Genomic DNA, 12,250 nt, shown 5'->3' with positions numbered 1-12,250 from the left:
AGGATGCCGAGCAGCAGGCCGCTCATCACGGTGCCGACCGCGTGCCCGCGTTCGGCCGGCGGCGCGATCTCGGCGGCGAACGGCACGGCCTGCTGCGCGATCGTCGCGAGTACGCCGATCGCGAGGCTCGCGACGGCGAGCACGGCCAGCGACGGCGCGGCGGCCGCGACGATCAGCGCGACCGACAGGCCGGCGATCTGCATCAGGATCAGCCGGCGGCGGTCGAAGCGGTCGCCGAGCGGCGCGAGCAGGAACATGCCGGCCGCATAGCCGAGCTGCGTCGCGGTCGGCACCGCGCCGATCCACGAGGCGCCGTCGGGAAACGCGGAGCGGAAGCTGTCGAGCAGCGGCTGGTTGTAATAGATGTTCGCGACGGATACGCCCGCGATCGTCGCGAGCAGCAACAGCAGGCTGCGCGAATAGTGGGGCGAGGCGGCGTCGGTCGGATGGTCGGTGGAGGCGGTGGACATGGCTGCGCGGACGGAGTGGGGCGGCGCGGCGCGCGGCGCACGCGTCGGGTGCGCAGGCGCGCGGGGCGCCGGTCAAGGCTGCCGATCATACCGGAGCGGCGTGAATCCTGCCGGGCACGCGGCGGGGCGGCGGACCGGCGAAGCCGGCAGAGTCGGCAGATCGGCAGATCAGCAAATCAGCAAATCAGCAAATCAGCAAATCAGCAAATCGGCAGATCGGCAGATCGGCAGATCGGCAGATCGGCAGATCGGCAGATCGGCAGATCGGCAAGTCGGCAAACCGGCAAACCGGCAAATCGGCAAACCGGCCGTCCGCCGCCCCGTCACCGCGCGCGCTTCACTCCGTCAATCGACCAGCTCGCCCGTCGGCTCGTAGAACGGATAAGGCCCGGCGCCTTCATCGACATACACGTGATGCGACGTCATCCCCGTATCGGGCGCATGACGGTGAACCGCGAACGCCGGCGGCTCGAGCCGGAATGCGGACGGCGCGTCGGTTCGCAGGTCGAAGGCGACCTGATGCGCGGGCGACGGCACCGCGGACGCGAGCGTGCCGCCGAAGCGCGTGAACATCGTGCGATGCACGTGGCCGCACAGCACGCGCTCGACGTTCGGATGAGCGCGCAGCAACGCGTCGAGTTTCGCGGCGGCGGCGGGCGCGAGGCGGAGCTTGTCCATGTGGCCGATTCCCGCCGCGAACGGTGGATGATGCAGCGCGACGATCACGGGCCGGTCGCGCGCGGCGTCGAGCTGCGCGGCGAGCCACGCGAGCCGTGCGTCGCACAGGTCGCCGTGGCTTGCACCGGGTACCTGCGAATCGAGCGCGAGCACGCGCACCGCGCCGACGTCGAGCGCGTACTGCACGAATTCGCCATCCTGCAGCTCGGCGCGATCGGCAAACGCGCGGCGCAGCCCGGCGCGGTCGTCGTGATTGCCGATCATCAGGTAGTACGGAATCTCGAGCGCCGCGAGCAGCCCGCGCAGGTTGCCGTACTCTTCATCGTGGCCGAAGTCGGTGAGGTCGCCGGTGACGAGCACGGCGTCGGGGCGCGGCACGAGCGCGTTCAGTCTGTCGATGCAGCGCGCGAGCGCGGCCGCCGTGTCGACGCGCCGGTACGCGAGCTGGCCCGGACGCTTGATGTGGAGATCGCTGATTTGAGCAAGCAGCATCGTCGTTCCTCGGAATCGTCTGGTTGTTGTCGCGGCGGCGTCGCGCGCCGCGGTAGGGGGCTGCATGAATGATGCCCGAACGACCGATTACGCGCCGAGCGCGATCAGGCCTTCCGGTGCGATCGCAAGGCCGACCGCCGTACCGCGTGCGAGCGCGATGCGGCCCGGCACGTCGATCACGAGCGCATCGGGGGCCGCGTGCTCGATCGTGAGCCGCGTGCGTTCGCCGAGGAACGCGCACGCGCTGACCGCGCCGCGCAGCGGCGCATGCGCGGGATCGGCGAGCTGCGCATCCTCGGGGCGGAAGAACCACTCGTCGGCCGCGTGCGGCGTGGTGATCGCGCCGCCCGTGGTCACCAGCGTGCCGTCGCGCCACTGCCCGGCGAGCCGGTTCAGCGTGCCGATGAACTGCGCGACCGTGCGGTTCGCCGGGTGGTAGTAGATGTCGCGCGGCGTGCCGATCTGCTCGATGCGGCCCGCGCCCATCACGACGATCCGGTCGCCGAGCTCCATCGCTTCGGCCTGGTCGTGCGTTACGTAGACCGTCGTCACGCCGAGCTCGCGCAGCAGCGCATTCATCTCGCGACGCAGCACGTCGCGCAGCTTCGCGTCGAGCGCGGTCAGCGGCTCGTCGAGCAGCAGCACGCGCGGCCGCACCGCCAGCGCGCGGGCCAGCGCGACGCGCTGGCGCTGGCCGCCCGACAGCTGGTCGACCGGCTTGTCCGCATGCGCGTCGAGCCGCATCATCGCGAGCAGCTCGTCGACGCGCGTGCGCAGCGCGCGCGGCTCGGTCTTGCGGATCTTCAGCCCGTAGCCGACGTTGCCGCGCACCGTCAGGTTCGGAAACAGCGCGTAGTTCTGGAACACCATGCCGACCTGCCGGCGCTCGATCGGCAACGCGGTGACGTCGTCGTGGCCGAAGGCGATCGTGCCGCCGGCGTCCGGCGTGTCGAGGCCCGCGATCAGGCGCAGCGTGGTCGTCTTGCCGCAGCCCGACGGCCCGAGCAGCACGAGCGTTTCGCCCGCGCCGATCGACAGGTCGAGCGGTTCGAGCACGCGCGTGCCGCGGAACGTCTTCGCACAGCGGGTCAGGGTGATGGGAGTGGAATCGAGTTTCATGTCTGCGAGAGATTCAGCGCGGGCGCTTCTTGAGCGCGCGTGAGCCGGATGGATCGACGCCGAGCCACTGCATCGCGACGAGCAGCGGCAGCGTCATCAGCAGGAACAGGATCGTGTACGCGCTGCCGACTTCGAGGCGCAGCGACGCATAGGTATCGGCGAGTCCGACCGGCAGCGTCTTGGTGTCGGGCGTGTGCAGCATCCACGTGAGGTTGAATTCGCCGATCGACAGCGTGAGTACCGCGAGCGCGCCCGCAACGATGCCGGGGCGCAGGTTCGGCAGCACGATCGTGACGAAGCGCGTGACGAATGATGCGCCGAGGCTGGCCGCACCTTCCTCGAGCGTGCGCAGGTCGGCACCGGCCGCGACGGCTGCCACCGCGCGCACCATGAACGGCAGCGTGAACACGACGTGGCCGGCGACGATGAACCACAGGCTCATCCGGAACGCGGTGAAGCCGCCGTAGACGACCAGCAGCGCGAGCGCCGACGCGAGGCCGGGCAGCGCGACGGGCAGCACCAGTGCCTCCTCGATCGCGCGTGCGACGCGGTGCCTGCTGCGCGCGAGCGCATAACCGGCCGGCACGCCGACGACGAGCACGATCGCGAGCGTCGCGAACGCGACGTAGAGCGACAGCGCGACCGAGCCGTGATACTGCTGCCACACTTGTTCCAGCCAGCGCAGCGTGAGGCCGCTCGACAGGCCGCGAAAGTAGTTGACGGTGAGGCCTGCGAGCACCGACATCACGACGGGCACGATCAGGAACGCGCACAGCAGCAGCGTGACGCCCCATTGCAGCGCGGCGATCATGCGCGCGCCGGTGACGCGCGGCGCGCGGCGGGCGACACCGTTCGCCTGCGCGGGAGCAGGTGCCGGCGAAGGCGACGGCGACGGCGCGGAAGAGCCGGAAAGCGATTGCATGCGGAAATCCTCAGGCCGCGGCGGCGGCGGTGTGGCCGGTGAAGCGGCGCGCGAGCGCGAGCACGGCCCAGGTGACGATGCCGAGCACGATCGACAGGCCGGCCGCCGTCGCGATGTTCGCGTTCAGCGTGAACTCGGTGTAGATCGTCATCGGCAGCACGTTCAGGTCGGTGGCGAGCGTGAATGCGGTACCGAACGCGCCCATTGCGGTCGCGAAGCAGATCGCGCCGGCCGCGATCAGGCCCGGCGCGAGCGCCGGCAGCACGATGTCGACGAAGATGCGCCACGGCGACGCGCCGAGCGAGCGCGCGGCTTCCTCGAGCGACGCGTCGAGCTTCGACGCGGCCGCGATCACGGTGATGATCACGCGTGGAATCGAGAAGTACAGGTAGCCGACGAACAGCCCGGCGACCGAGTACGCGAACACCCACTTGTCTCCCGTGAGCTTCGCGGACAGCATGCCGATCAGCCCCTGCCGGCCGGCGAGCATGATCACCATGAAGCCGACCACGACGCCCGGGAACGCGAGCGGGAACGTGAGCAGCGCGAGCAGCACGCGCTTGCCCGCGAATTCGCGGCGCGCGAGCAGGAGGCCCGAGATCGTCGACAGCGCGAGCGTCGCGAGCGTGACGCCCGCGGAGAGCGCGACGGTCTCGCCGAGACTTTTCATGTAGCGTGCATTGCCGAGCAGGGCCGCGTAGTGCGGGAGGAATGCGCCGTCGGCGGACACCCGGACGAGCGCCGCCATCGGCAGCAGCCAGAAGGCGGCGAACACCGCGAGCGCCGGCGCGACGAGCGCGACGCGCCAGCGCAGCGGGAAAGTCAGGTCGAGCATCGGTTGCGTCCTGGCGCTTACTGCATCACTTGCAGGTACTGCTGGCCGAATGCCTGCTGGCCGGCCGCCATCTTGCCGAAGTCGACCGATTTCGCGCGGGCGTATTCGCTCGCCGGCAGGAACTTCGACGCGACGTCGGCGCCGAGCGCCTGTGCGCGCACCGGGCGCAGGTACGCGTTGGCCCACAGCTTCTGGCCTTCGTCGGACAGCACGAAATCGAGCACCTTCCTGCCGTTCGCGTCGTGCGGCGCGCCCTTCACGAGACTCATCACGTACGGCACCGCGATCGTGCCTTCCTTCGGAATCACGAACTCGACGTTCGCGCTGTCCTTGTACTTCGCGCGATACGCATCGAAGTCGTAGTCGAGCAGGATCGGAATCTCGCCCGACAGCACGCGCGCATACGCGGTCTGCTTCGGCACGATCGGTGCGTTCGCCTTCAGCTTGCGGAACCAGTCGAGCGCCGGCTTGAAGTTGTCGAGGCTGCCGCCGAGCGCCTGGTTCACGGCGACCGCACCCGCATAACCGACGAACGCGCTCGACGGGTCGAGATAACCGACCATGCCCTTGTATTCCGGCTTCAGCAGGTCGGCCCACGAGCGCGGCACCGGCTTGCCGTCGAGCGCGTCCTTGTTCACGAAGAAGCCGAGCGTGCCCGAGTGGATCGCGAACCAGTAGCCTTGCGGGTCCTTCAGGTTCGCGGGGATGTCGTTCCAGTGCGCGGGCTTGTACGGCGCGATCACGCCCTTGTCCTTCGCCTGGAACGCCGACGACACGCCGAGGTAGACGACGTCGGCCACCGGGCTCTTCTGCTCGGCGATCAGCTGCGCGATCGACTGGCCCGAGTTCTTGTTGTCGAACGGCACGCGGATGCCGGTCTTCTGCTTGATCGCCGCGATCTGCGCGGCCCAGTCGGCCCATTCGGGCGGGCAGTTGTAGCAGATCGCCGTTTCGTCGGCGTGGGCGGCGGGCGCGCCGGCGATAAGCGCGGCGCAGGCTACGGGAGCTGCGAGCGCGCGCAGCAGCGAGGTCAGGCGAAAGGACACGGTAGGTCTCCGGGCGAGGGTGAGGCGCTGGGGTGAGGCGATCAGGGGCGGTGTGCGCGTTCAGGCCTTGCGCAGTTGCAGGTCGGTGGCCGGCGGGGCGACGGTCGCGCCGTCGCGCACCACGTGCGGCAGGATCAGCGACGAGCGTTCGATCGCCGCGCCGCCGATGCATTCGACGAGACGTTGCCATGCGTGGCGACCGATGTCGCGGTTCGGCGTCGCGACGCTCGCGAGCGGCGGCGCGAGCAATTCGCCGATCGCGATCCCGTCGAAGCCGAGCACCGACAGGTCGTCCGGGATCGAGAAGCCCGCGCGGCGCAGGCCGCGCATCACGACCATCGCGAGCAGGTCGTTGCTGCAGAAGAGGGCGGTCGGGCGCGTCGCGTGTGCGGTGAGATGGGCGAGCACCGCATCGGGCAGCTCGGGCGCGTTGAAGTCGACTTCGACCGGAGGCAGCGTGGCAACGCCGCTTTCCTCGAGTGCCTGCGCATAACCGAGATGGCGCTGGCGTGCGCGATCCGACGCGGCGAGCGAGCCGGCCAGCATCAGCACGCGGCGGTGACCGCGCGCGGTCAGCAGGCGCACGCCGTCATACGCGGCGCTGCGGTTGTCGACCGACACCGACGGGCGGCGCTGCGTGTCGTTGTGCATCAGCACGTAGTGCGGGCCTTCGTGGTCGAGCATGTCGAGCAACGGGTGCGTGTCCGCGTCGGCGACGGTGAGGATCAGCCCTTCGACGCGCTGCTCGCGCAGCGTCTCGATCGCGTGACGCTCGCGCGCCGCGTCGTATTCGGTCGTCATCAGGATCAGCTTGAAGCCGGCCGCGGTCGCGAGCTCGTCGATGCCTTGCAGGCAGTCGGCGAACACGGGGTTCGACAGCGTCGGCACGACGACGCCGACGAGCCGCGTGCGCTCGCCGCGCAGTTGCCGGCCGAGCGGGCTCGGGCGGAATTGCAGCGTGTCGATCGCGGTGCGGATGGTCTGCAGCGTGGCGGGGCTGACGGTATGCGGTGCGTTGATCGCGCGCGAGACGGTGGCGATCGAGAAGCCCGCGAGGGCAGCGACGTCCTTGATGGTCGAGGTCATGAAATAACGCGATGTAAACGTTTTCGGCCGAGAAATTATCGAAAACGTTTGTGACTTCGCGATGACGCAAGCGATGCCTGTTTCGCAAAAAGCGCGATACAAACATCTGACGGATGGGGCCGCCGGACGACGCGGATCCGATTGTATCGGGGATGTTGCGGCGCGGGAGAAAATCGTGGGCGGCGCTGTTCCGGCTTCGATTGCACAGGATGAATCCGTGCGGCGCCGGGAGATGTCGCCATGCGGCGGCGCAGAATAAGGGAACGCATGCGCAAGCAATGGTAGAATCGCGTCCGCCCTCTTGCCGGGGTGATGAAATTGGTAAACATAGCGGACTTAAAAGATTGAGTGCCCGGCCGGAAACGGTCGGTGCAGAACCCTTCAAATTCGGCGAAACCCCTGATGCGCGCATCGAGGCAACGCCGAGCCAAGCCTCGCGGCATCCGCGAGGAAGGTGTAGAGACTAGACGGGGGGCGCCTAAGGCGCACGGGCAGCAGGCACGCCCGCGCGCGACGGTGAAGGCATAGTCCAGCGCACGAACGGCATCGCGTCCGCGACGCCGGCTTTGAAAGAAGCAGTGTGACGAAAATCCGCCGCCTTAACTGGCTTGCCGGTTCGAGTCCGGTCCCCGGCACCACGATCGCTTTCAGCGCGATTCGATGAAGGGAAGAAAGCCCGCGAGAAGCCATGCGCTCGCGGGTTTTTTGTTTTTGGTGCGTCCGGACACGCGTGAGCGCGGAACGTTGCCGTTGTCGCGCTGCCTTCGTCCGGTCGTTCGATCCGCGCGACGGCGCCTTGCGGTTCATCTGCGTCCACCGGCCCTTCGAGGCAGCGAACGCGACGCCGTGTGATACTGGCCGCGCACGTCGTACCGAACGCCGTTACCGTCATCGGCGCGTGTGATTCGCCGATGGAATCCAACGCAGTTTGCATGCCGCAAGACCGCCCGTCATGACCGATTCGACCCACCACTATTACGAACCGTCGCAAGGCCACGGCCTTGCACATGATCCCTTGAACGCGATCGTGGGCCCGCGCCCGATCGGCTGGATCTCGTCGCGCGGCAGCGACGGTACGGTCAACCTCGCGCCCTACAGCTTCTTCAACGCATTCAACTACCATCCGCCGATCATCGGCTTTTCGAGCGTCGCCGCCAAGGACAGCCTGCGCAACGTGCAGGAGACCGGCGAGTTCGTGTGGAACCTCGCCACGCGCGAGCTTGCCGAGCGGATGAACCAGACGTGTGCCGCGGTGCCGTATGAGGTAGACGAGTTCGAACTTGGCGGCCTGACCGCCGTGCCGTCGCGCCTGGTCGACGTGCCGCGCGTGGCGGAAAGCGGCGTCAACTTCGAATGCAAGGTGACCGACGTGGTTCGCCTGCGCGATCACCAGGGCGTGGAAACGCCGGCGTCGCTGGTGCTCGGCGAGGTCATCGCCGTTCATATCCGGCAGGATCTGCTGAAGGACGGCATCTTCGACACGTTCGGCGCCGGCATCATTCTGCGCGCGGGCGGCCCGTCGGCCTACGTGCACGTCAAGCCCGACAGCCGGTTCGACCTGTTTCGCCCCGACGCATGATCCGTCGCACGCCGCAACGATCGTCCAGGGCGCGCTGACGCGCCCGAACAGACGACAAAAGACCCCGCGGATATCCAGGATTCCGCGGGGTCTTTTGCTTCGTGTCGTCATGCAGCCCGGGTGCGCCGATCCGTCCGGCGCCGATGCCCCGGCACTGCGTACCGGGTACCGCACCGCCGCAAATGCGTCGTGGGTTACCCCGCCCGCAATGCAGATGGCCTGCCGACGCCTGTCATGGCAAATCTGCTCACCGCGATCGAGCGGCTTGGGCATCGACGTCCGTCGCCGCAGGGCATAAATTTTGAAGGTTGACGTGCTTATCCGCCCGTCAGCCCACGCGCAGGCCGGCAACCGGTCGCGCGTTCCCAAACAGCGTGAGACACAATCGAGCGTGGAGACGACACGATGAGCCTGTCAGAGCCATTGCGTCTGCATGTGCCGGAGCCCACCGGGCGCCCGGGCTGCAAGACGGATTTTTCCTACCTGCATCTATCGCCGGCCGGCGCAGTCCGCCGCCCGCCGATCGACGTAGCCGCGGCGGACACCGCCGATCTCGCCCGCAGCCTCGTGCGCGTGCTCGACGACAACGGCAAGGCCGTCGGCCCGTGGGCACCGGATCTCGACGATGCGCGGCTGATCGCCGGCCTGCGCGCGATGCTCAAGACCCGCATTTTCGACGCGCGCATGATGATCGCGCAGCGCCAGAAGAAGATCTCCTTCTACATGCTGAGCCTCGGCGAAGAGGCGATCGGCACCGCGCATGCGATGGCGCTGCGCGACGGCGACATGTGCTTCCCGACCTACCGCCAGCAGAGCATCCTGATCGCGCGCGACGTGCCGCTCGAGCGCATGATCTGCCAGCTGATGTCGAACGAAGGCGACCCGCTCAAGGGCCGCCAGCTCCCCGTGATGTACTCGGATCGCGACGCGGGCTTCTTCTCCATTTCCGGCAACCTCGCGACGCAGTTCATCCAGGCGGTCGGCTGGGCGATGGCGTCGGCGATCAAGGGCGACACGAAGATCGCGTCCGCGTGGATCGGCGACGGCGCGACGGCCGAATCCGACTTCCACACCGCGCTCACGTTCGCGCACGTGTACCGCGCGCCGGTCGTGCTGAACGTCGTCAACAACCAGTGGGCGATCTCGACGTTCCAGGCGATCGCGGGCGGTGAGGGCACGACGTTCGCGGGGCGCGGCGTCGGCTGCGGGATCGCGTCGCTGCGCGTCGACGGCAACGACTTCCTCGCGATCTACGCGGCGTCGAGCTGGGCGGCCGAACGTGCGCGCCGCAACCTCGGCCCGACGCTGATCGAGTGGGTGACCTATCGTGCGGGCGCGCATTCGACGTCGGACGATCCGACCAAGTACCGGCCGAGCGACGACTGGTCCCATTTCCCGCTCGGCGATCCTGTCGAACGCTTCAAGCGTCACCTGATCGTCAAGGGCATCTGGTCGGACAGCGCACACGAAGCGTTGACGGCCGAGCTCGAGGCCGAGGTGATCGCCGCGCAGAAGGAAGCGGAAAAATTCGGCACGCTGGCCGACGACCGGATTCCGTCGCCGGCCTCGATGTTCGACGACGTCTACAAGGAGCTGCCTGCGCACCTGCGCCGTCAGCGCCAGGAACTGGGAGCATGATCATGGCGCAACACGAGACAGGCACGGCAGCGCAGCCGATGACGATGATCCAGGCGCTGCGCTCGGCGATGGACGTGATGCTCGGGCGCGACAGCGACGTGGTCGTGTTCGGGCAGGACGTCGGTTATTTCGGCGGCGTGTTCCGCTGTACCGAAGGACTGCAGAACAAATACGGGAAGTCGCGCGTGTTCGATGCGCCGATCTCCGAAAGCGGGATCGTCGGCGCGGCGGTGGGGATGGGCGCATACGGGCTGCGCCCGGTGTGCGAGATCCAGTTCGCCGATTATTTCTACCCGGCATCCGACCAGATCGTGTCGGAAGGCGCGCGGCTGCGCTATCGCTCCGCCGGCCAGTTCACCGCACCGATGACGATCCGCATGCCCTGCGGCGGCGGTATCTACGGCGGCCAGACGCACAGCCAGAGCCCGGAGGCGATGTTCACGCAGGTGTGCGGGCTGCGCACGGTGATGCCGTCGAATCCGTACGACGCGAAAGGGCTGCTGATCGCGTCGATCGAGAACGACGATCCGGTGATCTTCCTCGAGCCGAAACGGCTGTACAACGGGCCGTTCGACGGCCATCACGACCGACCCGTCACGTCGTGGCTCAAGCATCCGTCGAGCGCGGTGCCTGAGGGCTACTACACGGTGCCGCTCGATACGGCCGCCGTGGTGCGTCCCGGCAACGACGTGACGGTGCTGACCTACGGCACGACGGTACACGTGTCGCTCGCCGCGGCCGAGGAGACGGGCATCGATGCGGAGGTGATCGACCTGCGCACGCTGTGGCCGCTCGACCTCGACACGGTCGTCGCGTCGGTGCGCAAGACCGGGCGCTGCGTCGTGGTGCACGAGGCGACGCGCACCTGCGGTTACGGGGCGGAACTAGTGTCGCTGGTCCAGGAACATTGCTTCTACCACCTCGAGGCGCCGGTCGAGCGCACGACGGGCTGGGACACGCCATACCCGCATGCGCAGGAGTGGGCGTACTTTCCGGGCCCGGCCCGGGTCGGTGAAGCGTTGCGACGCGTGATGGAGGCGTGAGATGGGGATTCATGTCATCAAGATGCCGGATATCGGCGAAGGGATTGCCGAGGTCGAACTGGTGGCCTGGCACGTGGAAGTCGGGCAGACGATCAAGGAAGACCAGCCGCTCGCCGATGTGATGACCGACAAGGCGGCGGTCGAGATTCCGTCGCCGGTGACGGGCAAGGTGATCGAACTCGGCGGCCGGATCGGCGAGATGATGGCGGTCGGCAGCGAGCTGATCCGCCTCGAGGTCGAAGGCGCCGGCAACCTGAAGGCCGGCGCACCGGTGCGGGAATCAAAGGTAGAAACCGCACCGGTCGCGGCCGCGCCGTCGACGGCGGTGGCCGACGCGCCGGCAGAGTCGCCCGCCAGGCCGGCGACGAAGCACGCGCCTGCGGAGCCGCGTCAAGCGAAGCACGCGGAACGCAAGGAACACGTGGAGCCGCCGCGCGCGGCACTCGCGCCGGGTGAACGGCCGCTCGCGTCGCCGGCCGTGCGCCAGCGCGCATGGGACATGGGCATCGAGCTGCGTTATGTGCGCGGCACCGGGGAAGCCGGCCGGATCCTGCACGCGGATCTCGATGCGTATGCGGGCAGCGGCGGCGGTGCGGCGCGCGGCGCACGCGGATCGCGGGCGCACGGCTACGACGAACGCAACGACGAAACCGAGGTGCCGGTCATCGGCTTGCGGCGCGCGATCGCGCGCAAGATGCAGGAAGCGAAGCGCCGCATTCCGCATTTCAGCTACGTCGAGGAGATCGACGTCACCGAGCTCGAATCGTTGCGGGCGGATCTGAACCGCCGCTACGGCGACACGCGCGGCAAGCTCACGCCGCTGCCGCTGCTGATCCGCGCGATGGTGATCGCGTTGCGCGACTTTCCGCAGATCAACGCGCGTTTCGACGACGAAGCGGGGGTCGTCACGCGCTACGGCGCGGTGCACATGGGCGTCGCGACGCAGACGGACGGCGGCCTCACGGTGCCGGTGCTGCGTCACGCGGAAGCGAAGGACGTGTGGTCGATTTCCGCGGAGATCGCGCGGCTCGCCGACGCGGTGCGCACGAACCGCGCGCAGCGCGACGAACTGAGCGGCTCGACGATCACGATTTCGAGCCTCGGCGCGCTCGGCGGCATCGTGTCGACGCCGGTCATCAATCATCCCGAGGTCGGCATCGTCGGCGTGAACCGGATCGTCGAGCGGCCGATGTTCCGCGACGGCGCGGTCGTCGCCCGCAAGATGATGAACCTGTCGTCGTCGTTCGACCATCGTGTCGTCGACGGCGCGGACGCGGCCGAATTCATCCAGGCGGTGCGCGCGGTGCTCGAGCGCCCGGCACTGCTGTTCGTGGAGTGAGCG

At 68.3% G+C, this 12,250-nt stretch carries 11 protein-coding genes; 4 read left to right on the top strand and 7 right to left on the bottom strand.

The window, feature by feature from the left end; all coding sequences use genetic code 11:
- From L810_RS17345 to L810_RS17315, 7 genes are all read right to left on the bottom strand, one after another.
- Positions 1-470 (bottom strand): MFS transporter (locus tag L810_RS17345; protein ID WP_042975099.1); only part of this gene is annotated, 470 nt, incomplete at its 3' end.
- Between the two features lie 345 nt (positions 471-815).
- Positions 816-1,640: a phosphodiesterase gene (locus tag L810_RS17340; RefSeq protein ID WP_021159580.1), complete on the bottom strand. Its 825-nt coding sequence runs from the start codon at positions 1,638-1,640 to the stop codon at positions 816-818.
- A gap of 87 nt (positions 1,641-1,727) precedes the next feature.
- Positions 1,728-2,759 carry an ABC transporter ATP-binding protein gene (locus L810_RS17335; protein ID WP_021159579.1) on the bottom strand — a complete coding sequence of 344 codons (1,032 nt, stop codon included), beginning with the start codon at positions 2,757-2,759 and terminating at the stop codon, positions 1,728-1,730.
- 13 nt (positions 2,760-2,772) lie between these two features.
- Positions 2,773-3,681, bottom strand: a complete 909-nt coding sequence (locus L810_RS17330; protein ID WP_021159578.1) for an ABC transporter permease — start codon at positions 3,679-3,681, stop codon at positions 2,773-2,775.
- Between the two features lie 10 nt (positions 3,682-3,691).
- Positions 3,692-4,516, bottom strand: a complete 825-nt coding sequence (locus L810_RS17325) for an ABC transporter permease (protein WP_021159577.1) — start codon at positions 4,514-4,516, stop codon at positions 3,692-3,694.
- Positions 4,517-4,533: 17 nt separating this feature from the next.
- On the bottom strand, positions 4,534-5,562 hold the full coding sequence (locus L810_RS17320) for an ABC transporter substrate-binding protein (RefSeq protein WP_021159576.1): 1,029 nt from the start codon (positions 5,560-5,562) through the stop codon (positions 4,534-4,536).
- A 60-nt stretch (positions 5,563-5,622) separates the two neighbouring features.
- On the bottom strand, positions 5,623-6,648 hold the full coding sequence (locus L810_RS17315; protein ID WP_021159575.1) for a LacI family DNA-binding transcriptional regulator: 1,026 nt from the start codon (positions 6,646-6,648) through the stop codon (positions 5,623-5,625).
- Between the two features lie 952 nt (positions 6,649-7,600).
- On the opposite strand from L810_RS17315, the gene L810_RS17310 reads away from it, so the two are divergent.
- From L810_RS17310 to L810_RS17295, 4 genes are all read left to right on the top strand, one after another.
- Positions 7,601-8,227 (top strand): flavin reductase family protein, encoded by a 627-nt coding sequence (locus L810_RS17310; protein WP_042975097.1) that lies wholly within the window; start codon positions 7,601-7,603, stop codon positions 8,225-8,227.
- 405 nt (positions 8,228-8,632) lie between these two features.
- On the top strand, positions 8,633-9,865 hold the full coding sequence (locus L810_RS17305; RefSeq protein ID WP_042975095.1) for a 3-methyl-2-oxobutanoate dehydrogenase (2-methylpropanoyl-transferring) subunit alpha: 1,233 nt from the start codon (positions 8,633-8,635) through the stop codon (positions 9,863-9,865).
- 2 nt (positions 9,866-9,867) lie between these two features.
- Entirely contained in the window at positions 9,868-10,908 is a 1,041-nt protein-coding gene (locus L810_RS17300) for an alpha-ketoacid dehydrogenase subunit beta (RefSeq protein WP_042975108.1), read from the top strand.
- Position 10,909: 1 nt separating this feature from the next.
- Positions 10,910-12,247 (top strand): dihydrolipoamide acetyltransferase family protein, encoded by a 1,338-nt coding sequence (locus L810_RS17295; protein WP_021159572.1) that lies wholly within the window; start codon positions 10,910-10,912, stop codon positions 12,245-12,247.
- Positions 12,248-12,250 lie beyond the last annotated feature (3 nt).

The organism is Burkholderia sp. AU4i (assembly GCF_000466765.1).
GTDB lineage: Bacteria > Pseudomonadota > Gammaproteobacteria > Burkholderiales > Burkholderiaceae > Burkholderia > Burkholderia cepacia.
This window is presented reverse-complemented; position numbering and strand designations above follow the sequence as displayed.

Bases quoted from the DNA above. Each gene is read 5' to 3' on its own strand.
- L810_RS17340 (WP_021159580.1), bottom strand. From the start codon at position 1,640: ATGCTGCTTGCTCAAATCAGCGATCTCCACATCAAGCGTCCGGGCCAG.
- L810_RS17335 (WP_021159579.1), bottom strand. From the start codon at position 2,759: ATGAAACTCGATTCCACTCCCATCACCCTGACCCGCTGTGCGAAGACG.
- L810_RS17330 (WP_021159578.1), bottom strand. From the start codon at position 3,681: ATGCAATCGCTTTCCGGCTCTTCCGCGCCGTCGCCGTCGCCTTCGCCG.
- L810_RS17325 (WP_021159577.1), bottom strand. From the start codon at position 4,516: ATGCTCGACCTGACTTTCCCGCTGCGCTGGCGCGTCGCGCTCGTCGCG.
- L810_RS17315 (WP_021159575.1), bottom strand. From the start codon at position 6,648: ATGACCTCGACCATCAAGGACGTCGCTGCCCTCGCGGGCTTCTCGATC.
- L810_RS17310 (WP_042975097.1), top strand. From the start codon at position 7,601: ATGACCGATTCGACCCACCACTATTACGAACCGTCGCAAGGCCACGGC.
- L810_RS17305 (WP_042975095.1), top strand. From the start codon at position 8,633: ATGAGCCTGTCAGAGCCATTGCGTCTGCATGTGCCGGAGCCCACCGGG.
- L810_RS17300 (WP_042975108.1), top strand. From the start codon at position 9,868: ATGGCGCAACACGAGACAGGCACGGCAGCGCAGCCGATGACGATGATC.
- L810_RS17295 (WP_021159572.1), top strand. From the start codon at position 10,910: ATGGGGATTCATGTCATCAAGATGCCGGATATCGGCGAAGGGATTGCC.